Annotated in this window: 27 protein-coding genes; 16 read left to right on the plus strand and 11 right to left on the minus strand. The window is 41.5% G+C overall.

Going from position 1 to position 22,995, the window contains the following annotated elements:
- Positions 1 to 30 precede the first annotated feature (30 nt).
- From RE474_RS08625 to RE474_RS08665, 9 genes are all read left to right on the plus strand, one after another.
- Positions 31 to 687: an HAD family hydrolase gene (locus RE474_RS08625; protein ID WP_309309975.1), complete on the plus strand. Its 657-nt coding sequence runs from the start codon at positions 31 to 33 to the stop codon at positions 685 to 687.
- A gap of 102 nt (positions 688 to 789) precedes the next feature.
- On the plus strand, positions 790 to 1,512 hold the full coding sequence (locus RE474_RS08630) for a tetratricopeptide repeat protein (RefSeq protein WP_309309976.1): 723 nt from the start codon (positions 790 to 792) through the stop codon (positions 1,510 to 1,512).
- A gap of 153 nt (positions 1,513 to 1,665) precedes the next feature.
- Entirely contained in the window at positions 1,666 to 2,916 is a 1,251-nt protein-coding gene (locus RE474_RS08635) for a cysteate synthase (RefSeq protein WP_309309977.1), read from the plus strand.
- 16 nt (positions 2,917 to 2,932) lie between these two features.
- A complete protein-coding gene (locus RE474_RS08640; RefSeq protein ID WP_309309978.1) occupies positions 2,933 to 3,697 on the plus strand; it encodes an ATP-binding cassette domain-containing protein in 765 nt (254 codons plus the stop codon).
- Positions 3,694 to 4,392, plus strand: a complete 699-nt coding sequence (locus RE474_RS08645) for a GTP-binding protein (protein WP_309309979.1) — start codon at positions 3,694 to 3,696, stop codon at positions 4,390 to 4,392. Before RE474_RS08640 ends, RE474_RS08645 begins: the two co-directional genes overlap by 4 nt.
- A 3-nt stretch (positions 4,393 to 4,395) precedes the next feature.
- Positions 4,396 to 5,037, plus strand: a complete 642-nt coding sequence (locus RE474_RS08650; protein WP_309309980.1) for a (Fe-S)-binding protein — start codon at positions 4,396 to 4,398, stop codon at positions 5,035 to 5,037.
- Positions 5,038 to 5,052: 15 nt separating this feature from the next.
- The gene (comD, locus tag RE474_RS08655; RefSeq protein ID WP_309309981.1) at positions 5,053 to 5,577 is read left to right on the plus strand and encodes a sulfopyruvate decarboxylase subunit alpha; all 525 of its coding nucleotides are present in this window, start codon (positions 5,053 to 5,055) and stop codon (positions 5,575 to 5,577) included.
- On the plus strand, positions 5,574 to 6,128 hold the full coding sequence (gene comE / locus RE474_RS08660; RefSeq protein WP_309309982.1) for a sulfopyruvate decarboxylase subunit beta: 555 nt from the start codon (positions 5,574 to 5,576) through the stop codon (positions 6,126 to 6,128). The genes comD and comE overlap by 4 nt, the downstream gene beginning before the upstream one ends.
- 263 nt (positions 6,129 to 6,391) lie before the next feature.
- The gene (locus RE474_RS08665; RefSeq protein WP_309309983.1) at positions 6,392 to 7,039 is read left to right on the plus strand and encodes a hypothetical protein; all 648 of its coding nucleotides are present in this window, start codon (positions 6,392 to 6,394) and stop codon (positions 7,037 to 7,039) included.
- 62 nt (positions 7,040 to 7,101) lie between these two features.
- On the opposite strand, the gene RE474_RS08670 is transcribed toward RE474_RS08665, so the two are convergent.
- The 6 genes from RE474_RS08670 to mdh all read right to left on the minus strand — a co-directional run bounded on the left by RE474_RS08670 (position 7,102) and on the right by mdh (position 12,803).
- Complete coding sequence (locus RE474_RS08670) at positions 7,102 to 8,385, minus strand: methanogenesis marker 16 metalloprotein (protein WP_309309984.1); 1,284 nt, start codon at positions 8,383 to 8,385, stop codon at positions 7,102 to 7,104.
- A gap of 140 nt (positions 8,386 to 8,525) precedes the next feature.
- Positions 8,526 to 9,659: a hypothetical protein gene (locus tag RE474_RS08675; protein ID WP_309309985.1), complete on the minus strand. Its 1,134-nt coding sequence runs from the start codon at positions 9,657 to 9,659 to the stop codon at positions 8,526 to 8,528.
- An 87-nt stretch (positions 9,660 to 9,746) separates the two neighbouring features.
- On the minus strand, positions 9,747 to 10,697 hold the full coding sequence (locus RE474_RS08680; protein WP_309309986.1) for a tyrosine--tRNA ligase: 951 nt from the start codon (positions 10,695 to 10,697) through the stop codon (positions 9,747 to 9,749).
- A 62-nt stretch (positions 10,698 to 10,759) separates the two neighbouring features.
- Positions 10,760 to 11,500 (minus strand): tRNA(His) guanylyltransferase Thg1 family protein, encoded by a 741-nt coding sequence (locus RE474_RS08685; RefSeq protein ID WP_309309987.1) that lies wholly within the window; start codon positions 11,498 to 11,500, stop codon positions 10,760 to 10,762.
- A gap of 3 nt (positions 11,501 to 11,503) precedes the next feature.
- Positions 11,504 to 11,773, minus strand: coding sequence for a PRC-barrel domain-containing protein (locus RE474_RS08690; RefSeq protein ID WP_309309988.1), 270 nt, complete (start codon positions 11,771 to 11,773; stop codon positions 11,504 to 11,506).
- Positions 11,774 to 11,879: 106 nt separating this feature from the next.
- A complete protein-coding gene (gene mdh, locus RE474_RS08695) occupies positions 11,880 to 12,803 on the minus strand; it encodes a malate dehydrogenase (RefSeq protein ID WP_309309989.1) in 924 nt (307 codons plus the stop codon).
- Between the two features lie 182 nt (positions 12,804 to 12,985).
- Between mdh and RE474_RS08700 the strand changes: the two genes are divergently transcribed.
- The 4 genes from RE474_RS08700 to RE474_RS08715 all read left to right on the plus strand — a co-directional run bounded on the left by RE474_RS08700 (position 12,986) and on the right by RE474_RS08715 (position 17,216).
- Entirely contained in the window at positions 12,986 to 13,735 is a 750-nt protein-coding gene (locus tag RE474_RS08700) for a ribonuclease H-like domain-containing protein (protein WP_309309990.1), read from the plus strand.
- 7 nt (positions 13,736 to 13,742) lie between these two features.
- Positions 13,743 to 15,539 carry an excinuclease ABC subunit UvrC gene (gene uvrC, locus RE474_RS08705; protein WP_309309991.1) on the plus strand — a complete coding sequence of 599 codons (1,797 nt, stop codon included), beginning with the start codon at positions 13,743 to 13,745 and terminating at the stop codon, positions 15,537 to 15,539.
- A 93-nt stretch (positions 15,540 to 15,632) separates the two neighbouring features.
- Entirely contained in the window at positions 15,633 to 16,364 is a 732-nt protein-coding gene (locus tag RE474_RS08710) for a glucose-6-phosphate isomerase family protein (protein ID WP_309309992.1), read from the plus strand.
- Positions 16,365 to 16,460: 96 nt separating this feature from the next.
- Positions 16,461 to 17,216: a DUF128 domain-containing protein gene (locus tag RE474_RS08715; protein ID WP_438861589.1), complete on the plus strand. Its 756-nt coding sequence runs from the start codon at positions 16,461 to 16,463 to the stop codon at positions 17,214 to 17,216.
- A gap of 44 nt (positions 17,217 to 17,260) precedes the next feature.
- On the opposite strand, the gene recJ is transcribed toward RE474_RS08715, so the two are convergent.
- Both recJ and RE474_RS08725 read right to left on the minus strand, forming a co-directional pair.
- Positions 17,261 to 18,637: a RecJ family nuclease gene (recJ, locus tag RE474_RS08720; protein ID WP_309309994.1), complete on the minus strand. Its 1,377-nt coding sequence runs from the start codon at positions 18,635 to 18,637 to the stop codon at positions 17,261 to 17,263.
- Between the two features lie 9 nt (positions 18,638 to 18,646).
- Positions 18,647 to 19,144 (minus strand): hypothetical protein, encoded by a 498-nt coding sequence (locus tag RE474_RS08725; protein ID WP_309309995.1) that lies wholly within the window; start codon positions 19,142 to 19,144, stop codon positions 18,647 to 18,649.
- 146 nt (positions 19,145 to 19,290) lie between these two features.
- Between RE474_RS08725 and RE474_RS08730 the strand changes: the two genes are divergently transcribed.
- Positions 19,291 to 19,476 carry a hypothetical protein gene (locus RE474_RS08730; RefSeq protein ID WP_309309996.1) on the plus strand — a complete coding sequence of 62 codons (186 nt, stop codon included), beginning with the start codon at positions 19,291 to 19,293 and terminating at the stop codon, positions 19,474 to 19,476.
- 10 nt (positions 19,477 to 19,486) lie between these two features.
- On the plus strand, positions 19,487 to 19,906 hold the full coding sequence (locus RE474_RS08735) for a secondary thiamine-phosphate synthase enzyme YjbQ (RefSeq protein ID WP_309309997.1): 420 nt from the start codon (positions 19,487 to 19,489) through the stop codon (positions 19,904 to 19,906).
- A 94-nt stretch (positions 19,907 to 20,000) separates the two neighbouring features.
- Here RE474_RS08735 and RE474_RS08740 read toward each other — a convergent pair whose 3' ends face one another.
- Complete coding sequence (locus tag RE474_RS08740) at positions 20,001 to 20,399, minus strand: DUF1699 family protein (RefSeq protein WP_309309998.1); 399 nt, start codon at positions 20,397 to 20,399, stop codon at positions 20,001 to 20,003.
- Between the two features lie 570 nt (positions 20,400 to 20,969).
- Here RE474_RS08740 and RE474_RS08745 point away from each other — a divergent pair.
- The gene (locus RE474_RS08745; protein ID WP_309309999.1) at positions 20,970 to 21,752 is read left to right on the plus strand and encodes a hypothetical protein; all 783 of its coding nucleotides are present in this window, start codon (positions 20,970 to 20,972) and stop codon (positions 21,750 to 21,752) included.
- Between the two features lie 16 nt (positions 21,753 to 21,768).
- Here RE474_RS08745 and RE474_RS08750 read toward each other — a convergent pair whose 3' ends face one another.
- Both RE474_RS08750 and RE474_RS08755 read right to left on the minus strand, forming a co-directional pair.
- Positions 21,769 to 22,515: a MinD/ParA family ATP-binding protein gene (locus RE474_RS08750; protein ID WP_309310000.1), complete on the minus strand. Its 747-nt coding sequence runs from the start codon at positions 22,513 to 22,515 to the stop codon at positions 21,769 to 21,771.
- A 76-nt stretch (positions 22,516 to 22,591) separates the two neighbouring features.
- Positions 22,592 to 22,951 carry a helix-turn-helix domain-containing protein gene (locus RE474_RS08755; RefSeq protein ID WP_309310001.1) on the minus strand — a complete coding sequence of 120 codons (360 nt, stop codon included), beginning with the start codon at positions 22,949 to 22,951 and terminating at the stop codon, positions 22,592 to 22,594.
- Between the last annotated feature and the right edge of the window lie 44 nt (positions 22,952 to 22,995).

A 22,995-nucleotide genomic window follows, 5' to 3' on the forward strand; every position in this document is an offset into this window, starting at 1 on the left:
CTTTATTGTACATAAAGCCAATTACAGCCCATGCTCAGTTCCCTTATTTTTGATATGGATGGTGTGCTTGTGGATTCCATGCCCTATCATGCCGAGGCATGGCTGCAGGTCTCCCGCGAGGTAGGTGCCAATGTTACTTCTGAGGACATATATGAAATTGAAGGCGCCAATCACAGACTGGGCTTACAATGGCTTTTTGAGAAAGCAGGTGGAAATATCGATCCCGCTCAATATGATAATATTTTGCAGAGGAAGGTAGAGATATTCACCAGTATTGCCGATGTCAAACCATTCAATGGAATGGCAGATTGCCTGAAGGCAATGAAAAATAATTTCAGGCTTGCGGTGGTTACAGGTTCTGAGCGTGTGACCGTTGAATCCTTTATGGATCAGTTCTTCCCCGGGATTTTTGATGTGATCGTTTCCGGTGAGGATGTCCATTACGGAAAACCATATCCAGAACCATATCTTAAGGCTGTTGAGTTGCTTGGTATTGAAAAAGAAGAATGCATTGTGGTTGAAAATGCTCCCATGGGTGTTGAATCCGCAAAGAGGGCAGGTCTTTATTGTGTGGGTGTGCCCACATATATTTCCCCGGATAAACTTTCACAGGCAGATATTGTGTTGAAGGATCATGCCTCATTAACAGATTATCTCTATAATCATCTCAATAATTGTTCACAATAATATTCCTGATTCTTGTTCTTTTATAGTTTTTTTATTTCTGAAAACACTAAGATTGGAAGCTGTTCGTAAGTTTTTAAAATACATTGTTCTATATTATTTAGCATGGAAGATAAAAGCGAACAGGACATGAAAACTGTAATGAAGGATAACCTGCAAAGTCTGAAAGAAAGTTTCCATGAAACTCCCAGCATGGAATATCTACTCCAGATAGTTGCCACCTACCATGGACTTGAAATGACCGAACGTGGAGTTGGTTTTGCAGAAGCTTTCCTTATGCAGATAGAGGATGAAAAGGAAAGGCTGCTTCAGACATCCATGATCTTTGAGATGGTGGATCTCAATGAAGAAGCTCTCTCTTATCTTACAGAGGCTATGGATAAATATCCTGAAGATACACAGGTAAAGAACCATCATGGTATGCTCTTAAATAAGAGTTCAAAGTTTGAGGACGCTCTTTTGATCTACGATGGATTACTGGAAAGCAGCCCTAAATCCCTGGAATCACTTTCCGGGAAACTGATAGCTCTAATAGGACTTGGAAGGAATGGTGAAGTACTTAAGATATATAAAACTTCAATTTCCATAACTCCTTCATCACCTCAGGACTGGCATTTCAAAGGTGTCATAGATGGTCTTCTCAAAGACTATTTTGACCATGAGAAAGGTAAATCGATTACTGAAGGGCAGGCAGAGAAGTTATCCAAAAGCTTTGATTCAATACATCATATAATGGGTGGTCTTGGGCCAGAAGTCAGCAATTTCTACATGATGGGCAATTTTGCAGGAACAGAAATATTCCATGAAATTTTGCACAAAGAGGAATAAGGCATATAATATGCCTATGTCTTCTGTTTTTTTATTAGTTTCATTGGTTTTTATTATCCTTTATGTGTCATTTGTTTTGATATTTTTTCCCATGGTGGGCAACAAAGTTCTCAAAAGGGTAATGTTTATAATTGCTTTTTCCACATTTGTCATATGGACAAGTATAATGTGAAATGCCTGCTGTGTGGCGAAGTTCACGACCCGTACTCACTGAATTGTAAAAACGGGGATGAATCTCTTCTTCGTACATATTACACAGCAAAACAGTTAATTCCAACTGACATGCCAGGTATCTGGAAATATTACAACTGGCTTCCGGTTAACGGTATTATTGAGGAAGGCTCCGGCAGAACAGTAACTTATAAAAGCGAAGCTTTAGCCTCCGAACTCGGACTTGATGATCTGTGGATTGCCTTCAATGGCTACTGGCCGGAAAAAGGGGCAGATCTTATGACCTGCACTTTCAAGGACCTTGAATCATTTCCGACAATGCAGAGACTTAAGGAACAGGATGAGCAGAGAGTAATGGTTGTGGCATCCGCAGGAAACACTGCAAGGGCATTTGCCAATGTTTGCAGTATAACAGGGCAGCATCTTCTTCTTTTTGTCCCTAAGGAAAGTGTTCACAGGTTATGGACCATACGTGATGATAATCATTCAATTTGCCTTGTAACAGTTGAAGGTGATTATTTTAATGCGATTTCCCTTGCAGGCAAGATCGCTGCCAGGGATGGATTTGTTAATGAAGGCGGTGCCAAGAACGTAGCCAGACGTGATGGTATGGGCACCGTAATGCTTGATGCAGTACTGACATCCGGCAAGATCCCGGACCACTATTTCCAGGCTGTAGGAAGCGGAACCGGTGGAATATCCGTATGGGAAGCATCCCTGAAATTACTTGATGACGGCAGGTTTGGAGAAACACTTCCAAAGCTTCATTTAGGTCAGAGTCTGCCATGTGCGCCTTTGTATTCGCTATGGAAAGGTGTTGATGCAGTAGATGCTGCATGTCCGGACAGGATGTATGATGATGTCCTGTTCAACAGGAAACCACCTTATTCTCTGAAAGGCGGCGTGAAAGATGTACTTGAAGCAAGTGGCGGCAATATCTATGCTGTAACTAATGAGGATGCGTCGGCTGCTCAGGAACTTTTTGAAAGGTCAGAGGGAATAGATCTTATCCCTGCTGCTGCGGTTGCAGTTGCAACACTTGTGAAGGCTATCGAAGCTGGAACTGTAAAACCGGATGAAAAAATAGTCCTGAACATAACAGGCGGCGGACAAAAACGCCTGGCTCAAGATTATGAATTAAAACAATTACCTGTTTCACTCGAAGTGTCGGCAGAAGATGAAGATGCCGAAGACAGGGTAGTAAAAAAGGTAGCAGAAGTATTTGGAATTTGATGATTGGTGTTGCAATATGAGTGAAATAATGAATCTTACTATACTGGGCGGAGTCAACAAGGAAGGAGTTGACGAGCCTATAAGATCAGTCGAGATATCCCGTGGTGAGATCGTGGGCATTGTAGGTCCCACAGGCTCCGGGAAGAGTACTCTTATCGATGATATCGAACAGCTTGCTCAGGGTGACACCCCAACAGGAAGGACAATTCTTGTCAACGGGGAAAAGCCTGCTGCAAACATCCGTGTGGACCCACGTAAGAAACTTGTTGCTCAGTTATCCCAGAACATGCATTTCCTTGCGGATATGACCGTTGAGGAATTTCTGCAGATGCACGCACGCAGCAGGGGGAAGGATGAAAGCCTTGTCTCAAGGGTTATAGAACTTGCGAATACGCTCACAGGTGAGCCAATTGCTCCACACCATCACCTCACAGCTCTCAGCGGTGGCCAGTCCAGGTCACTTATGACAGCGGATATTGCAGTAATAAGCGATTCACCTGTGGTTCTCATTGATGAGGTTGAAAATGCAGGTATCAAGAAGCAGGAAGCTCTCCAGTTACTTGCGGGTGAGGGCAAGATCGTTGTTGTTGTCACACACGACCCGGTACTTGCCCTGATGTCCTCACGCAGGATAGTTATCAGGAACGGTGGTATGGTTGACATTATTACCACAAGCCAGGAAGAGCAGGATGTCTGCTGTAAGATAAGCGAAGTTGATAACTGGCTCATGTCCCTGAGGGAAACCATCAGGCGCGGCGATATTGTGGAGCAGGTTGCATGAAACTGGTAGTACTTGCAGGTACGCCGGGTTCAGGAAAGACCTCTGTTCTCTTACACACCATAAAAGCTCTCATGAGAAATGAGAAACGTCCTGCAGTTGTCAAGGTAGACTGTCTCTGGACCGATGATGACCAGCGTTTCAAGAGGCTGGACATCCCTGTGCATGTAGGACTTGCCAGGGATATGTGTCCTGACCATTTTACTATTTACAACACAGAAGAAATGCTCAGATGGGCTGAGGCAGAGGGTGCTGATGTTCTGTTGAGTGAAACCGCCGGGCTTTGCCTGCGCTGTGCTCCATATCCTGACGAATGTCTTGCTGTATGTGTAATTGATGTTACAACAGGTCCTAACACTCCACTAAAGGTTGGACCACTACTCACAACTGCCGACATAGTTGTCATGACAAAAGGCGACCTTGTTTCACAGGCAGAGCGTGAAGTATTCAGGGAACGTGTACTTGAGGTAAATCCTGGCTGTAACATTGTTGAAGCCAACGGACTGACCGGCAAAGGTGCTTTCGAACTTGCAGAACTTATCCGCTCCGGTCCTGATGCTGTTGACAATATGCTTCTGCGTTACAATCCACCACTTGCAATATGCTCTCTCTGCACAGGTGAGACCAGAGTTGCAAGAAAGCATCACATGGGAGTCCTGAGAAACCTTGACGGTTTCATGGAATACAAGGGGGAATAACCCTTGAGCGAAATTGAAAAACTGCTTCCGGGTTACAACTGTGGAAGTTGTGGCTTCCGTCAGTGCAGGGACTTTGCATCGGAACTTTCGGAGAAGAAAAATGCTGAAGACCTTCATAAATGTCCATTCCTTGCCCGTGACAATTTCAAGGATAATGTGGATAAGATCCTTGTTCTTCTTGGAAAAGATGTCCCGATGGCCGAAATGATCGTCGGCATTATTGATGGTCATGAAGCTGATTTTACACTTGCACCTCTCAGGGATGAATGTTCATGCAGGGAAGATATCCATCCATTTGACGGTTCCATTGAAATAGAGGTTGGTGACATACTTCGTTATAGGCCACTGGGATGTCCTGTAACCCACTTTGCAAAGGTCATTGACAAAATACCGGGGATATATACGGTTCACATGGTAGGACCACTTCACAGGCTTGGGAATGATGATTTCAAGTTCAAGGATGTTGGTCTCTGTATGATACTGGCCTTTGACGGTAAAGTGGCAAAGGGAATGATCCCTAAAGTAGGCCAGACAGTACGTTTCATACCCGAGTACTGCATGATGCAGAAAGTCCACTCCGGCATGGTTGTCGGAGTTGAAGGAAAGAACGTGCGTATTGAAGCTATTGATCTTAAAGTATGGTAAAGAATAGTGATTCTTATGACAGGTTTACCAAAAGTCCTCACTCCTTCCGAGGCTGTATTCAAAGGAATAAAAGATGCAGGAATTGATTTCATTGTGAGTGTTCCCTGTGCCAATCTCAAGGAACTCATTCCAATGGTTGATAAAGCTCCTGAAATTCTCCATCTTCCGGTAACCCGTGAGGAAGAAGGCGTGGGAATCTGTGCAGGAGCTTATATGGGTGGGAAAAAACCTGCTATGCTTATGCAGAATTCCGGTCTTGGAAATTCCATTAATGCTCTAGCATCGCTTAATCAGCTTTATGATATCCCACTTTTGATGATAATGAGCCACAGAGGCGTTGAAGGCGAACCAATTGTAGCTCAGGTTCCAATGGGTGAACTCACTCCCAAATTACTTGATACTATGGAGATTCCCTATTTTATGCCGGAAAGTGGTGTTGACCCGGCAGACCTTATTGCAAAAGCATGGAATACGGCAGTGGAGATGAAAAAACCAGTTGCTGTACTGTTACCAATTCCATTCTGGAGGAAACAGGCATGAAGCGCATAGATGCTATCAATGAGATTGCGGCAAAAGTAAAGGAAAGCAGCGCTCTGCTCATAGGCAATATCGGCATCCCATGTAAGGAGATCCATCATGTATGTGACGTTCCGACGAATTTTTACATGCTTGGCTCCATGGGACTTGCATCTTCAATAGGGCTCGGTCTTGCACTTGCACGACCTGATAAAAAAGTTGTCGCAATAGATGGTGACGGCTCCATTCTCATGAATATGGGAACCCTTGCAACCATAGCTACACAGAGTCCTGAAAATTACCTGCTGGTAATAGTTGATAACGGTGCTTACGGTTCAACAGGAAACCAGCCAACTGCCACTTCAATTGTCACTGACCTTGCAGCAGTTGCAAGAGGTGCTGGTAATAAGGATGTTTTTGAGGTTTCTACTCCAGAAGAACTTAGGGATGTGCTGAAAAGCACGGACAAAGGTATCATTGTTGCAAAAGCAGAACCTGGGAATACTGATGCACCGGTAATTGAAATGACACCTGAGGGAATAATTAAGAGGTTTATGGAGAAATCGGTTCTGTAAGCTTCATCTGAATTCAGTGATTATTCAGGTCAATAAAACATTCTTATGTTGGCATGGATAATAAATATTTTTTCCGAATATTGGCTATTGGTTCTGTTTTTAGTAGATTTTCTACGTAGTCATGAAAGATAATTTTGGATTACTAGAATCCACAAATTTCACTTTTTGTGTACAGTTTGATTAATGGCCATAATAATTAAATGGCATTGCAAATAAAATTATGATAATGTATTGAAATTATTAGGATGGGTGTTCAGTCTATTATGTCATTGACAAAACAAGGTAAAACAATAATTTTGCTGAGCATATTACTTTTGACTTTACTCACAGCTCTATATTTAAAATCAGATGAAATTAATGTCTATATTGAAGTCCATTTAAAAGACGCTGCTAATGACCCAACTCCTCCAGAAGTTATGCTTTCCTGGTACATGCCTCCTGATTTAGTAAATAAAGCTGTAAACCAATCACCATATTTCCCTTCAATCTCCAGATACTCAGGTTCGGTAAACTATACCAGAAGAACTATGATGACAGTATGGTACTTTGATAATTATGTCGATTTGAAAATTGGTGAGCAGGAGTTATACAATTATCTGGAAGAACATGGAAACTTACAAGATGGAACAGTAGACATTACCGAGACGCTTGAAGAAGTGGGTAATGATAATACCATATATGGTCCAACTGAGCTTAATGTAAGCATCTATGAAAGTAATGAAACATCAGGCTATTTTGCAGTCATCATTGAGCCATTTATGCAGAATCAAAGCGAGTATTATGTGATATATTATGGCACAAATGGAAAACCAATCGACGAACAAAATGAAACAATTAAAAAACTGATTTCAAAGGAATACTCAATGATAAATAAAAATGGATATGTCAGAGGCTTGCAGAATTACAGCTAATCTGACATTTTTATTATAGATGTTTACCATGTCGAAAAAAGCTTGTCACTAAAAAAGTTGAGTTAAGGATATATCCTCTCAACCATCTCATTGAGCTTGAATTCTCCGCTCAGTATCTTTTCTTTTAATTTTTCTGCCATTTCTTCCGCTCTCTTGCGGTCTGACTGGCGCAGGACAATAGGAACATCCTGGTGTTTTCCTTCAATTTCAAAGTGAAGGGTTCCAAGTTCGGCAGTGAAAACACCGCCAGGGCAGACAGTTGAGCAGAAACCGCAATTGAAGCACTTGTATCTGTTAAGCAATATTCTATCGTCTTTGCGCTGAATTGCTTCCATGGGGCAATCCCTGATAGGTTTGCAGACCTCACAATCAAGACATGCATCAGGATTGAAATTTATTGCACGGTCGGTACTCTTCCATGCGTCTGCGTAGGTGCTGCTGCCAATCATGACCCTTTTATCCACATCGTTCACAACCATTGGGATATCGCTGTCAGTTTGCAGGATAGCATCAAGTACGGACTGGCTTGTGACTGGTATTGCAACTGCCCATGATGCAATACACTCCGGTCCGGCAGATGTCTTGAATCCACCCATAAGAGCTGCATCCATCTTGTGCATATCGGCAACTCCTGTAAGATTTGGTTTTCCTGGACTGCTGCGTGTTCCTTCTCCGATAACAAAGCCTTCTGCTCCGTTCATGAGTACGCGTGTGCCAATTCCGATAGTATCCATTTTAGGGTCATTCTGCACCGGATTTATTTCTCCGCAACCGGAAAGGGTTGCACTGTGCATGTCAGGACTGAACTGGGTTGCATGGAAGATCGTGTTTACAGGTTTATCGGAACTGTTCACAAAAGCTGCATAATTCTTGAATGTATGTCTTGTAGCGTAGAGTTTTGCATAAGGCATGTCCTCCAGCTTAATCTTACTTTCAATTGCTTCATCTTCAGTTGTAACAACATCCACATCAATTTCCTTTCCTTCTGCAAGTTCCCTGAAAAGGTGGCCTGCACCATAATTATGTATAAGGATCGAATGTGCAGTTCCAAAAACAATAACATCAAGGATTCCAAGGCTTTCATTTGGGCAGGGTCCTACATGGGCAGGTACACCGTTTAAGAACACCTTTGATGCTTTCTTGAAGCATATCGGGGAGTTAATAGGAAAGGACAGGACAGCATAAGTCCCGCTCATAATGGCTCTTGTTGCAGTTGTAACAACATCCACATCCATGCTACGGACATCTTCTCCTTTGTCCACAAGTTCGGATATCTCCTGAGCTGTCATAACAACAGCTTCTTTCTTCTCTAATTTCTCCCTGATATCAGCTACTGAACGTTCCAAAAGTATCCCTCGTAAATGGTTATTATGTTGTGCTTCAATTGATATCTGGAACATGGCCCACTCTAAGAGCCAGAGCAAATATCAATCCAGCATAGGTAAATATGAGCTAAAAGTAAAAAAAGGTTGCAGCAATTGCTGCATTAATCTACGCCAAGTATGCTGGCAAGTTCCAGGCCTTCGCTTCCTAGTTCTGCAAGCTGGTCGAATGCCTCTTCCTTGGTGATGTATTTCTCGGTCCTGGTTCCGTCAGAAGCTTCGATCTTGATCGTGATCTCATTCTTGACATAACCTTTTTCCAGAGATTCGGTTACAATTTCACCATACTGCTCGGCAATGAGCTTCAGGCAGTCAAAAACTTCATTGTTGCGAACAGCATCCTGGCCATCAAGAAGTATCTGGGTTAGTTTCTGGTGCTTGATGAAAAGTTCCATGTACTTTCTGACATCGTTCACAATGCCTGCAATTTTATTGATGTCCAATGACTGTAAGAGTTTTTCATCACCAGTGATTTCAAATTCACCTTGGTATATCTGGTATGTGTCATTATCAGAAATAATCTTGAATTTCTGGTCACCTTTCTTGTTTTCAAAGCTCAGATCAACGTGTTTGTCACCATCGAAGTTCATTGAAGTTACGGCGTAATCAGAAACATCGATCATTTTAACCTTATTTTCTTTGGAAAAAATACCTGCTTTTGTCCAGGTTGGCAGGGATAATTCACCATAAACGTCCCTGATAATAAGTATATCATGAGCATAAACAAGGTCACAGGAATATTCCATCCCTGAGAACGATGCTTTAAGAATACCTTTTAAGGCTCCTTCTTTAGAAGACACCGAGTATGCTTTGTTCGCTCCGTAGATGCCGGATTCAAAAAGAGGATTCAGATTGTTCAGCAGGTCCATCTCTATCTTGTAGATGCCGCTTTCGGATTGTCTCTTGATCTGTTCCAACTTCAGGTTCAGTTCCTTGAGTCCTTTGTCTGCGGTCTCAACACATGCATCGATAACTGAGTTTCTGCATTCCAGAATTTCCTTATCTTCTGCACCTTTTGAACGGTCATCAACATACTGCTGGATGTCCTTGCTGAATTCTCCAATGGCTCTGATCCTTGCTTCAAGGGAGGATATTTCTTCAGTTTCCTCCTCGCTGAGCTCAATAGCAGAATTTTCAAGTGGCAGGACCTTCTTTGCCATTTCTATGAAGTTGTTAAGGTCCTGAATAAAATCTCTTTGTAAAGGTAATTCGGTAGAGTCCTGAAATGTGTATTTCATCCTAATCCCCGTATTGTTTTTAATCTTTTAATCTTATATTCTTGCAGACATAATATATAAATTACTACTCAGGGGATGAAGCATATTTTAAATTACGCTTCTGACCACTTCAAGTATCATGTTCATGTATTTTGTAGCACCGTTCTTCAGGTCCATTGGATGAAGTTCCTCGGATGCGAATACTCTCTCCAGTTCCTCATAACCCTTGCATACGAGGTTGCCACCGAACTTTTCAGGTCTTTCAAAGACAACTTTTTCATATCTTGGGCAAATATGGTATTTGAAAAGCTCCATTACAGGATTATCTTCAACCTGTCCGATAGGACAGAATGCTTTCTTCATCTTTTTCGTCAGGTCAGCTTCAGTATCGTCCACTGATATGAAGTTGTTATTTGATGAGGACATCTTCTCCCCGTCAAGACCGAGAAGTATTGGTGTGTGGATACAGAGAGGTGCTTTAAAACCAAGTCCTGGAAGCCCTTCCCTTCCAAGCATGTGGATCTTCCTCTGGTCAATTCCACCAACTGCAACGTCAACACCAAGCATTGCGATGTCAACTGCCTGCATGATTGGGTAGACCATCTGGGATACTGCCGGGTCATCCATCTTTCTTCCGACTTCATCCATACTCCTTGTTGCCCTGTTCAGGGTTGTGCTACGTGTAAGTTTCAGCACGTTAAGGATGTACTCCTGTCCGAGCTGGTAATCGGAACCATAGACGAACCTTGTGTTCTCCTCATCAAGTCCCAGCGCAATGAAGCATCTTTTGTTGTAATCTGCAATCTCACGTACCTCTTCAAGTGTTCCCTTCTTGTTGAGGTATGCATGTACGTCTGCAAGAAGTACAGTGATCTTAAAACCGGCTTTCTGAAGGTCGAGAAGCTTGTTCACAGTAAGAACGTGTCCCATATGGATCTTACCGCTTGGCTCATATCCGACATAGGCTGTAGGATGTTCCTTTGTTTCCAGAAGCTGTTTAAGTTCGTCCTCAGTCACTATTTCCTGCACATTTCTTTTTATAAGCTCAAGTTTATCCATAGGTTCACCTTATAAATCGTGGAATGTATAAACACATCTCTCTTTAAATGCTTTTTCTTCTTTTACTCGTCTGCGTTTTTAGCAAGGAGTTTCTCAAGAAAAGCCTCTCCTTCTTCAGAAGAGAATAAAGGAATGTCATAATCCGTAAACACTTTTGACCTTATGCTGGTGGTCTTGACATTAAGCTGAGGGTTGAATCCTTCTATCTCGTTCTCTTTTTTCATCACCATTATCCCACGCCTTTGCCATGTGGGAACTTTAGAGATGTTTATCCCTCTTTCAAAAAGCAACTCATGCATGTCAGATGCTCCCTTGTTCTTAAGCATCTTTGCAGCTTCATGTTCCTGCATACCCTCTGAAATCAGGGTATAGTATGCGTAGGAATTGATACAATTGCGCCATGCTTCATCCTGTCTCCAGATGAGATATTCACGAACATCTTCTTCATGGACTGGTATAATTCTCGAATCAAAGGAAACTGGTTCTTCAGGATTTAGTGCCATGCTAAAAGCACTGCTGATATAAGACGGAATTATCGAGTCCATTTTCTCGATTCTGCCGTCAAAGGCCTCATCCCTGAAAAAGAAACTAATCTCGTCAGAAAAAGTATAAGCAAAAACAGGGCTCAATCCGCTTTTCTTAAAAAAGGCCTCTATTGCCTCTACAATAGCGGATGTGAACCTTTCATCATAAGGTTTCTCAAAACCCATGCGTGACAGCGCATTCTTAAAATTCCTTCCATCAATGCGCACGACTACAGGCGGTATACAACGCAGATCCGAATAGATCTCTCGCCTTTTCATGGCTCAGTCTTCTTCTACCACTTTATTGGCTTTTCTGAACTTGTTTACAACATTTCTCACAAGTACGATATCTCCTGCGGTGATAACCCACCTGTAAGGAATTATAACTCCTCTTGAAGTTACGTCAAAAATATCTCTGTTGATGTCAGAAACAGCAATTCCTCTTACTTTTCTCTCGTCAACATCTAACACAAGGTCAGCGACCTTACCTACATATGTACCTGTTTCGGTATAAATGTTCAATCCAAAAAGTGAAGTTATGTCTGCACGCATGATATCCCTACCCTCTTTTATTTTACTTATATATGAATATTTGTATGTAAGTCGGAAATTTCGTGTCTTATGTCCTGTTTTGAGGACATTTTTTTTGATCTCTTACTTATGTCCTTATGGTTGCAATACCATTCTTTACTGCTTCAGCCGACCTTTGCAGAGCACTTGCTTCCCTCTCAGTGAGCTCCAGTTCGATGATTTCTTCAACTCCGCATCTTCCAAGTTTGACAGGCACACCAAGACAGATATCATGCTGCCCGTATTCACCATTAAGGAATGCAGATGCTGGGACTATTTTCTTTGTATCTTTAAGTATGGCTTCAACCATTATTGTGATGGCAGCAGAAGGTGCGTAGAATGCACTTCCGTTTTTTAGGTGACCCACGATCTCAGCACCGGCATTTATAGTCCTGTCAATTATTCTGTTGATGGTTTCATTATCCATGAGCTTGCTCAGAGGTATTCCCGAAACAGTTGAATACTCCGGGAGCGGAACCATTGAATCTCCATGCCCACCCAGTACCATGGCATCAACGTCCCTGACTGAACAGTTCATTTCCTTTGCAATGAAGGATGCAAAACGGCTTGAATCAAGAAGACCGCTCATTCCGAACACTCTGTTCCTGTCAAACTGGGTGCAGCGAAGTGCTGCGTAGGTAATGATATCAAGGGGATTTGTCACGGTCATTATAATAGAATCTGGTGCATATTTCTGGATATTCTCACAGACCTGCTGTGTGATCTTGATATTAGTTGCCAGCAGGTCACTCCTGTCCATCCCTGGCTTGCGTGCAATTCCCGCTGTTACCACGACAATATCTGAATCCGCGATGTCTGCATAGTCATTCGTCCCTGTAACATCAACATCGTAACCCATAAGCGGAGCTGCCTGGAGTATGTCAAGCGCTTTTCCCTGTGGTAGTCCCTCAACAATGTCAACCATGACAACATCTGCGATGTTAAGTTCTGCAAGTCTCTGGACTGTGGTGGCACCTACATTGCCTGAACCGATAACTGCAACTTTGTTCATGTAAATCTCCTGATGGGCTTGAATTTATGTATATATATGTATGGTATATACAGTATAATTACTTCGTCAAATGTGGGGATTGAATTCAATATGTATATATCGGAGCTTATTTTATTTAGCACTTGCAGCTAGCAATCATAGTTATCAATACCTTCTGTTATAACTGAAAAAGGGAATACATCATGCTTACAAGTACTTACATTCACATGCCGCGGATCGGTGCAACCGTGGAAAAAAAGATATGGTCCAACGGGATCAGAACCTGGGAAGAATTCATGGATAATCATGATTGTCTTTTGATACCGTCTTCCAAAAAAGACATGATAATAACAGGAATCCGGGATTCTGTAGAACATCTTGAGGCCCGGGATTTCGAGTTCTTTGCAAGATCACTGCCTTCATCCGAACAATGGAGAGCTTTCAGGGAATTCTCTGGCAAAGTGGCTTATGTAGATATAGAAACCACTGGCCTTTCTCCCGGAAGTTCGTCAATCACAGTTGTCGGGATATATGACGGAAAAGAAGCCAGGACATTTGTAAAAGGCATTGATCTTGACGATATTGTGGACGTATTCCCTAAATATGAGTTTCTCGTAACCTTCAACGGTGCAAGATTCGATCTACCTTTCATTAAGCGTGAGTTCCCTGAGATTAAGTTCAACCAGCTACATGCTGACCTGATGTATCCGCTGCGCCGTATAAAACTAACAGGCGGCCTGAAAAAGATTGAATGCGACCTGGGTATTTCAAGGGCAGAGGAAACCGTAGGTATCAGTGGGTTTGATGCTGTGCGTCTCTGGCACCAGTACGAGCGTGGCGATGAAGAAGCCCTTGACCTTCTCCTGAAATACAACCGTGAGGATATCATTAACCTCAAAACCATCATTGATATGACACTTTCACGCTTTATAGAAAACAAGTTCTCTGAATAAGTTTCACATGAAGTTCGACCTGAAGACACTTCCTGCACTTCCCGGTGTGTATCTTATGAAAGATGCTTCCGGGGATGTGATCTATGTGGGTAAGGCCAAATCCCTGGATAAAAGGGTGCGTCAGTACTTTCAGTCAAAGAGAAATCTCTCTCCTAAAACTGTCACTCTTGTAACACACATAGATGACATAGAGTACATTGTAACTGATTCTGAAATAGATGCCCTTGTACTTGAAGCAAATCTCATCAAAAAGTACAAGCCGCGTTACAATGTCCGCCTGAAGGATGACAAACGCTATCCTTATGTCAAGGTCACTATAAATTCGGAATTTCCTCGTATATTCCTGACCAGAAGGCGACTTATGGATGGAGCAATCTACTTTGGTCCATACACTAATGCAAAAGCCATCCGAACTACTCTTGACATAATTTCCCGAATCTTCATGCTCAGGCAATGCAAAAAGAAAATAGAGCCCGGAAAAACACGGCCATGTCTTAACTACCATATTAAACGATGTATGGCTCCATGTAAAGAAGGTCTTGATAAGGAGGAATATCGTGGTAGGGTCATGGAAGCTGTCAGGCTTCTGAAAGGTGAGACTTCAGGTCTTTTAAAGGAACTGGACAAAAAGATGCGTTCCTTTGCAGAACAGCAGGACTATGAATCTGCCGCAATTATCAGGGACCAGATAGAATCTGTTAAATCCATCTCCGAGCAGCAGATAGCAACATCAGGGATGGATGACCGTGATGTTATTGCAGCAGTTGCAGGTGAGAATGCCATCTACATTCAGGTATTCTATGTTCGTCAGGGAAGCATGGTTGGAAAAGCTGATTTTACTCTTCTGGGTGCCAATACTTCTGAAAGTATTGAGGAATCCATGGCTCAGTTTGTCAAGCAATATTATCAGGATTCGCCGATCCCGCCTGAGATCCTTGTGCAGTATGAGCTTCCCGATATTGAACTCATAGTAAAATGGCTCTGCCAGCGTTCCGGAAGGGATGTGCGTGTTAATGTTCCACAGCGGGGGGACAAGAAAAAACTGGTGGAAATGGCTGCAAGGAATGCTGAGATGTCAAAAAGGATGGCCGGTTTGAAATCAACACCATCAGAATCTGCTATAGAAGCGCTGGAATCATTGAAGGATGTTCTTTCTTTGGAAACGCTTCCTCTACATATAGAAGGATTTGATATTTCCAATATTTCCGGAACAAATCCTGTAGGTTCAATGGTTTATTTTGAAAACGGAAGACCTGCAAACAGCAAATACAGACAGCATAATATCAAGACTGTAAAGGGAATTGATGATTTTGCCATGATGGCTGAAGTGGTTCACAGAAGATATTCACGGTTACTGAAGAATAAAGAACCTCTGCCGGATTTGATTCTCATAGATGGAGGTCCGGGGCAGGTTGGTGCTGCAAAATCCTCTCTTGATGCTCTGGGACTTGAAATTCCTATGATTGGTTTAGCCAAGAGGTTTGAACATATAATCACCACAAAGAAAGGACCGGATGAGGTTATAATTCTCCCTCACAGTTCACCTGCATTAAAAATGCTGATGCATATTCGCGATGAAGCCCACAGGTTTGCGGTGAGTTCCCATCGCCGCAGACGTTCTGCAAGCCTGACTCATTCAGAGCTGGATTCTATTCCAGGTGTTGGTTCTTCACGAAAGAAAATTCTGCTTGAGAATTTCGATTCAATAGACAGGATAAAAATGTCATCCGTAGATGAACTTTCGTCTCTTGATGGGATAAGCAAAAATCTTGCCCGGAAGATACTGGATCATCTAAACAAATAATTAAATCTAATTGAATTATTTGCGGCAAAAATAAATACTGTGGGTTCCAATATTGGTTTGGAATAATTTTGGTAAACAGTATAGTGTGATTAAATGGGAAATGAATTGGAGTTTTACGGGAAAACATATAGTCCTGATATCAGGATGTTGCATGATATGGATGAGGTAGTACACGATCAGCCGTGGCTGCGTTCACAGGACAATATTGAACTTTATTACATGTATCGTGATCTCTCGGCAGATGAAAAAGACCACAAAAGAATAGTCGATAATAGGCTCAGGTATGACATCACAATAATTCCACCTGCAATGTTGGGTGATGAGTATGTCAAGACAGCAGGTCATTATCATCCTGCAGTGGAAGGTCATCACCTTTCGTACGCTGAAATTTATCAGGTGCTTGAAGGCAAAGCAACTTATTTTCTCCAGAAAGCTGAAAATGGAAAGGTTGTTGATGTAATTGTCTGTGAGGCAACGGCAGGAGATCTTGTTCTGGTGCCCCCTGACTATGGGCATATAACTATCAATGCTTCACAGGAAACACTTAAAATGGCTAACTGGGTGTGCCGGGATTTCTCCTCCCAGTATGAGCCTGTTAAAAAAATGTCGGGTGGAGCTTACTATCTGTTAAAAGGTGGTTTTGTAAAGAATCCGGATTATCCATCGGTGCCTGAGATAAGGTATGAGAAACCACATGATTATCCGGAGGTCAATTTGTTCTGTGGAACTGATATGTACGTCATGGTAAAGGAGATTGAAAAACTTGATTTCCTTGTGCATCCACAGGATCATCCAGAGGTATTCGGACGTATGGCATCTGTCTGAATCTCTATTTTTTATTGCTCTTTATGCGAAACTATAAATGTCTGGCAGGTACTAGTCTTAGAAATAAAGCAGTTACAAAACGGTAGAGGTATGTCTTTGCAAAGGAACCAGCGCATTCAGTTCACATCGTCTAAAATAGAAGACCTGATGTTCAGGACCACCTTCAATCCTAAAACAATGGAGGGTGACGTTATCGTGAACCTTTCACTTATTAATAAACAGGACTATGATGATGTTCTCAAGATCTTCAGCATGGCCATTAATAGCGGGCTTGCCGTAAGTCCGTTGCTTAAGATTCTTCACGAAGGTGATTCAATAGGTGACAGGAAAATCGGTGAAGGCGAAATTGGTTTTGCAACTGTATGCAGCATTACTATCGATGGTCTTCTCCTCAAAGCCGGTGTTATGGTAAAGCCACGCTTTGGAGGTCTTGTTGAGATACGCGATGGTGAGCCTGTACGTTTTACAAATGTGTTAACATATAAGAGTACTACAATAGACCCTCTTGAGGTTCTCATGTCACAGGAACTGACCTCTGTGATGAGTATGCTCAAGACCGGTTCCGGTAAGATTCTTGCAAACCTGCGTGAGGCGCCCATGGTTGCAAGGGATATCATAGACAGTACACTGGCTGACATGGTAGATGCCGGAATCAATGGAATCTTGGAGGTAGGAGAACCAAATACCAGAATTCTTGACGTTCCGGTTGAGCGTGACCACCTGGGTATCGTGGTAATAGGCGGTACTAATCCGATGGCTATTGTGCAGGAGCACGGAATTCCTATCACGACAAATGCAATGTCCACTCTTATCGACATTAACAAGTTGTCCCACATCAACGACTTTGTTTGATGTGGTTTAAAAAATAGTTTTAATTACAGTTTGCATTCATAATTTTAGCTTAACTGGGTGGCGATTGCTGAGTTAAGTTTCTGAATGAACTCTTCTTTTTTGCCAAATGGGACTGTAGCTCCGGCAGCAATATCATGTCCGCCACCTGCTCCGCCAAGTTCCTGGCAAACGACACTCAGCGCTTCTGCAAGATTAAGTCCTCTGTTAACGAGTTCCTGGGTACCTCTTGCTGAAACCTTGTAGCCATCATCCTTATCTGCAAATGCTATTATCGGAAGTTTTCGGTTACCTGCAGAAGAATGACTCATTCCTGCCACAATTCCTACGATCGTCTCAGGGATTGTGCTTCCGGCATCAAAGTACTGGAGATGTGAGAGTTCAATTATTCCGTTATCCTTGACAAAATTAAGTCCGTCAACCAGGTTCTTACGGTGGTTATGTAGCAAGTCCTGTGCTTCTCCGTAAGCTTCGGCTCTGTCTCCCATGCAGACCTGCATTCCGATCTCAGCCTGCATGTATCTTCCCGTGGCATTCAGGAGTGTTGAATACTCTGTTGCATCTCTCATCTCAGTGCCTTCCTGTTCTGAAAGCAGAATATATCCTTCTGATACAAGTCTTCCAATATTATAAGAAGACATTCCACTTTGCATTGCATGCTGCAGGAGGGACGATGTAACTTTTTTCTTCTCATCTTCTGAGAGGTCTATCCATCGCCTCCACTTCTCATCATTTGAGAACTGCAGCCCTACTCTTGCCAGGAAGTCAATACATGCATCTTCGTTGCCTGTTAGTCCCGGGATGAATGGGTCGGACGAGAATTGCAGCATCTTATATACCGGCCTTGTCTGTTTTCCAAAAAGGGAAATATCCTTCACAGATGAGATAACTCTGGGATTTGCATCCAGTATCATTCTGTTAAGGCTCACAAGTTTGCCATACTTTCTGTATTGCATATCTCCAACACATCCTACTATGGCAAGGTCTGCAAGGTCACGGTTATTTCCAAGTTGGGTTGCAAGTATGAATGTAGTACCTGAGCCACTGATCTCATATGAGCCGTTGGCTCCGAAAAGATGAGGGTTGAGGTGGAATTTTGTATCTCCCTGAGGTCTGTGGTGGTCTGAAACGATTGCATGAACTCCGTAGTTCGTGATGTGTTCCAGTTGACCGCTTCCAAGGTCTGTGAATATGGTAAGTTCCGGATTAATATCTGCAATGTCTTTTACAATAGCCTCATCAAGCTGTTTGACAAACATCATTTCATATCCGATGCCTGCTCGTTCCAGGGCTTTTGCAATGATGGCTCCTGAGGTAATGCCGTCAGCATCAATATGTGATACCAGTTGTACCTCGTCATATTTTTTTATCTCTTCAGCACATTCCCTGGCTCTTTCCGCCATCATCACCATGGTTTCAGACATTTTATCCTCTTATTGTATCAACCTGAGTTTCTTCCATCCTTTCGGATCTATCAGGTATTTATTGCTCTCTCTCTCTATCCGTGGGTATCCCTGTATTTCTTCGACTGTAACTTTTGCAGTTCCTTCTTCATGATATCTACGGCATAATTCTGTCCACGGGACCATATATGCTTCTCGTGTACGTCCCACACCCATTCTAAGTTCAACTGCAAGGAATCCTGTTCTCCCGGATTTTAACAGGAAATCTGATATTCTGTCTATCTGGTGCACACCGTTCTTATCTGTTGTGAAATGCTGTGTGAAATAGAGTGCTTTCGCTCCTTTGTCCACTGATATGCTTTTGCATTCGATTCCCATGTAATGGTCAGGATCAAGCGAATCTACAAGAACGTCCAGGAATTGTGAAGTGAACCTGTGTTGTTTCAGGCGGTAGGCTATACCTTTCATTTTCTTCTCTTCAAAGAATGTGTTGAATGACTTGACAAGTTCCCTTTCAAATTCTGTCATTGGTTGATCACGTTTTTGAATTATATTATTTTTAATGTTATATTTAATATTGCACTGTAGGGTGAAAGTATTCACGTTGCATTATGCCATGTCAAATGAAATTTCCTTTGTTCGATAGATTCATGTATATCTTAACTCAATTAGCAATGATGACTAAGAAAAACCTGGAAATCATATCTTCAATAGGCTCAGTAATACTATTGATCATAATGTTTGCTCTTTCACACATGATGAGGAATTCCATCAATCAGGAATATGGATTTATCGTATCGCTTGTGGTGTTCATACTTGTCATGTCCGTTATTGGCTTAAAGCTGAACGAAATGAATTGAGGCTTGGTAGGTGGCAGTTTACAGCGGAAGCTTTGGTATTGACACAAAAGGGAATGCAGATATAATCGATATTACGCCCGAGGTATCAGAGCTTGTAGTTTCATCGGGTCTCAGCGATGGCATTGTCCTTGTTTACGTTCCTGGCTCTACTTCTGCTATAACTACAATAGAATATGAACCCGGACTTATCCATGACCTGAAGGCAGCTCTTGAAAGGCTGGCTCCCGAGGGATTGGTTTATCAGCATAATGAGAAGTGGCATGATGGAAACGGTCATTCTCACATCCGTGCTTCTTTTATTGGTCAGGGTGAGTCATTCCCTTTGATGGACGGGAAGCTGCTTCTTGGAACCTGGCAACAGGTGATTCTTGTGGATATGGATAACAGACCCCGTTCCAGAAAAGTATTTGTTCAGATTGTTGGTGAATAAAGTTACAGCTAACAGTTCATTACTGCGATGTTATGTGTATTAAGAAGAATAAAGAAAAGAGTTTTTCCGGCTATTGCCGGAAGTAAGTGAGTATTTATCCCTGTTTTACGAGGAACTTGACAAAGTCCGGGCTGAGTCTTGTTTCCCTGATCATCTTGTCTTCTACTTCTTCGTCTGACATTCCGTCCTGCTTGTACTGTGCAATACGGTCATATACGCTCTGTGAAACTTCAGAGTACTCATTGATATCTTTTCTGTGTCCCCATACGTCTCCTTCAAGGAGCTCGATTCCCTGCATCTCAAGGTACATCTTTGCGGAGTTTGAAATGGTCCTCTTGTATGAGCTTGGGATATGGAGTGCTTTTACGTTTGGACATTTCATAATAAGTGAAAAGATATCCGTGTTTGATGGTCTGAATGCGAGGTGAATTATCTCTTCGTTTGGACCAAGTGAATTGATCTCTTCCTTTGAACTTACAACTCTGATTTTCATGTTTTACCTTCCTTTTTTTTGCGTTTTTAGCAAATTTTATTGCTGATATCTGAGAATTTTACTCTCTAAAAATTAGTGTATATACAAACTTTTATTTAAAGGTTGCTGATATAATGTTATATTACTAATCTAAAGTAGTTTAATAGTATAATGTTTGTATTTATTTCTACTGTGGGGGGCAGTTCAAAAACACTATGCTTAGATTCTTATCTCTTTTTTGATTATTGTTTATTATTGTTTTTTTAATATTTAATCTGCATTTTTTTATGGCACATCAAAAAATAGCTTTTTTATATTTTGCACTTAATATGGCTATTATTCAGTTGCCCGTTATAAAAATTTGTTTTGTCCATGGACAATCAGTAATATGTGTATATGTATTATACAGATACATATGTGGTTCTTTTTCGATGTATATACAACTCGCATTCCTATTTATTTTTCCATACATCAAAAAGAAACACGAATCGACTTCTTTTTAATTGCTCAGTTTTATTCGGATGTAAACGTTTATATAAATACGCATCCCTTTTAAGAGACGTGTATCCGAAACTGTTGCCAAAATTAAGGGTGAAAAATGATGTAAAAGCAGTTTACATCGCATTTGGCATAGTTTTAACTTATTTTTCGGTATATATGCCTGACTTTATGAACGTGGCTGGTATTGATAATGTCCAGATAAGTTCCACAGTGTCTTTTAGTGCACTGAATGGTATGCTATTCGGTCCATTTTGGGGATCTATAATAACTTTATCTGGTGTCTCTTTATACAAACTAAGTGCAGGGACTTTTTTTACAATGAGTGCCTTTTCATTACTCTCTCTTATTTTCAATGCTATGACTTCAATAGTTTCAGGTCTGGTTGTTAACAGGGAGTATAAAGCTACAAAGACAATTTTCTTTTCTCTTATTTGTATCTGGTACTTATTAGATGTGGGCAGGACTGCATATTTATATCCATGGTATCACTTGCTGGTTCTGGGTGCATTCATTTATTTCCACAGTTTGATCATTAAAAAAAGTCTCACATCAAAATTATATATATTCATCTCATTGTTTTTTGCATCGTTATTAGGGGTTCTGACCGATCATATGGCTGGAAGTATAGCATACTATCTATTGTATAATCTTCCTGCCAGTGCATATGAATCCGTAATATTGGTGTATCCGGTGGAACGAACTATTCTTGCATTTTTCCCGGCCTTTCTGATGTATGTACTGGTAGTTGTTTTCAAAGACATAATTCTTTCATCAGAGAGTATTGAACAAGACATTAGTAGTCGTAAGTCTCGCGATCTGGATGAATATATCAAAAATGATGTCCTTGATATTCTGAAAAAAGAAGAGACATAAAGATATTAAGTAATGATTACTTCATTGCTTCGATCTTTTCTTTGATGGATACTATGCTCTTGGAGAAAAGATGTTCAGGGTCTGTATGGACAAGGATTTCATCCTTACCTCTGGTTGCTATCTCGCACATACATGGAATTGTTGAAAGAACAGGAACACCATATCTTTTTTTGTCAATTATGTCAAGACAGTTATTATGGGACATATTTTCAATAATACCACATTTCTTATCAAGAAGGGAATAAACACCGTTGATCAACTGCTCTGTACAACTGTTACATGCATTTGTATCGTTGTGTACTATGATTACCATGTCGGATGCTGCTACTGCATTAATTGACTCGTATTCCACTCCCGGGCTGGTGTCGAATATAATTACATCCAGGTCCTTTTCAGAGAGCTCTCTCTTTCCGTTCATGAGGGCTTTCAGGGCACTGGCTTGCCAGTCGCGATCTTTGCTTACAAGATCCCGTATTTCTCGAATATCCGGGTTTGAAAAACTCATGTATAGGTGAGCTTTTGTGTTCATTTCTTTCTTGAAATCGGTAAGTGTATCCTTTATGCTGCATTTACCTGAAAGAAAGTCATTTATCCAGAAATGGCTTTTAGGCTCAAACATAGAGTGGAGTGACGGTCCTCTTAGATCAAGATCTATAAGACACGTGTTTTTCCCGGCAGATGCAAAAGCGACTGCCAGGTTCATCGCAATGCTGGTTTTCCCTGTACCGCCTTTAGAAGAATGGATTGCTAATGTGAGTGTCATGTTCAATCATTGATTAGTTCAATTAGGGTATGTCTATGTTTCAAATAGTAGAAAGAAGCATCTATGTCATCATATATTATTTTTTCTTTAAGCTGTCGTTAATACGGAAATAGACTTTCCGTCCTTCTCTGTATTTCCGGACATGGTTCATCCTGACGAGTTGGTTAAGATAATTACTTTCAACTGCTCTCTCTTTATTTGTGATCTTTGAAATCTCATCTGCCGTTGCAGGCCCAATCTCAAATAGTGTTGTTGCAGTTGTCCTCAAATGGTCAGGAAGGGATAATAATGTGATAACATCAAGTGAATCAGCCATAATCCTTTCTTTTTCACTGATCTGTTCGTCCCTGTTCTCAACCTGCACTATAAGCTTGTCAAGTTTGGAATTTATCTCTTTTAAATTGGTGACAATTTGTTCAAGGAGTTCAGAGTCCAATATTTTGTCTCCTGTATTTCATCATCAGAAATCTCAGCATATTC

This window comes from Methanolobus sediminis (assembly GCF_031312595.1).
GTDB lineage: Archaea > Halobacteriota > Methanosarcinia > Methanosarcinales > Methanosarcinaceae > Methanolobus > Methanolobus sediminis.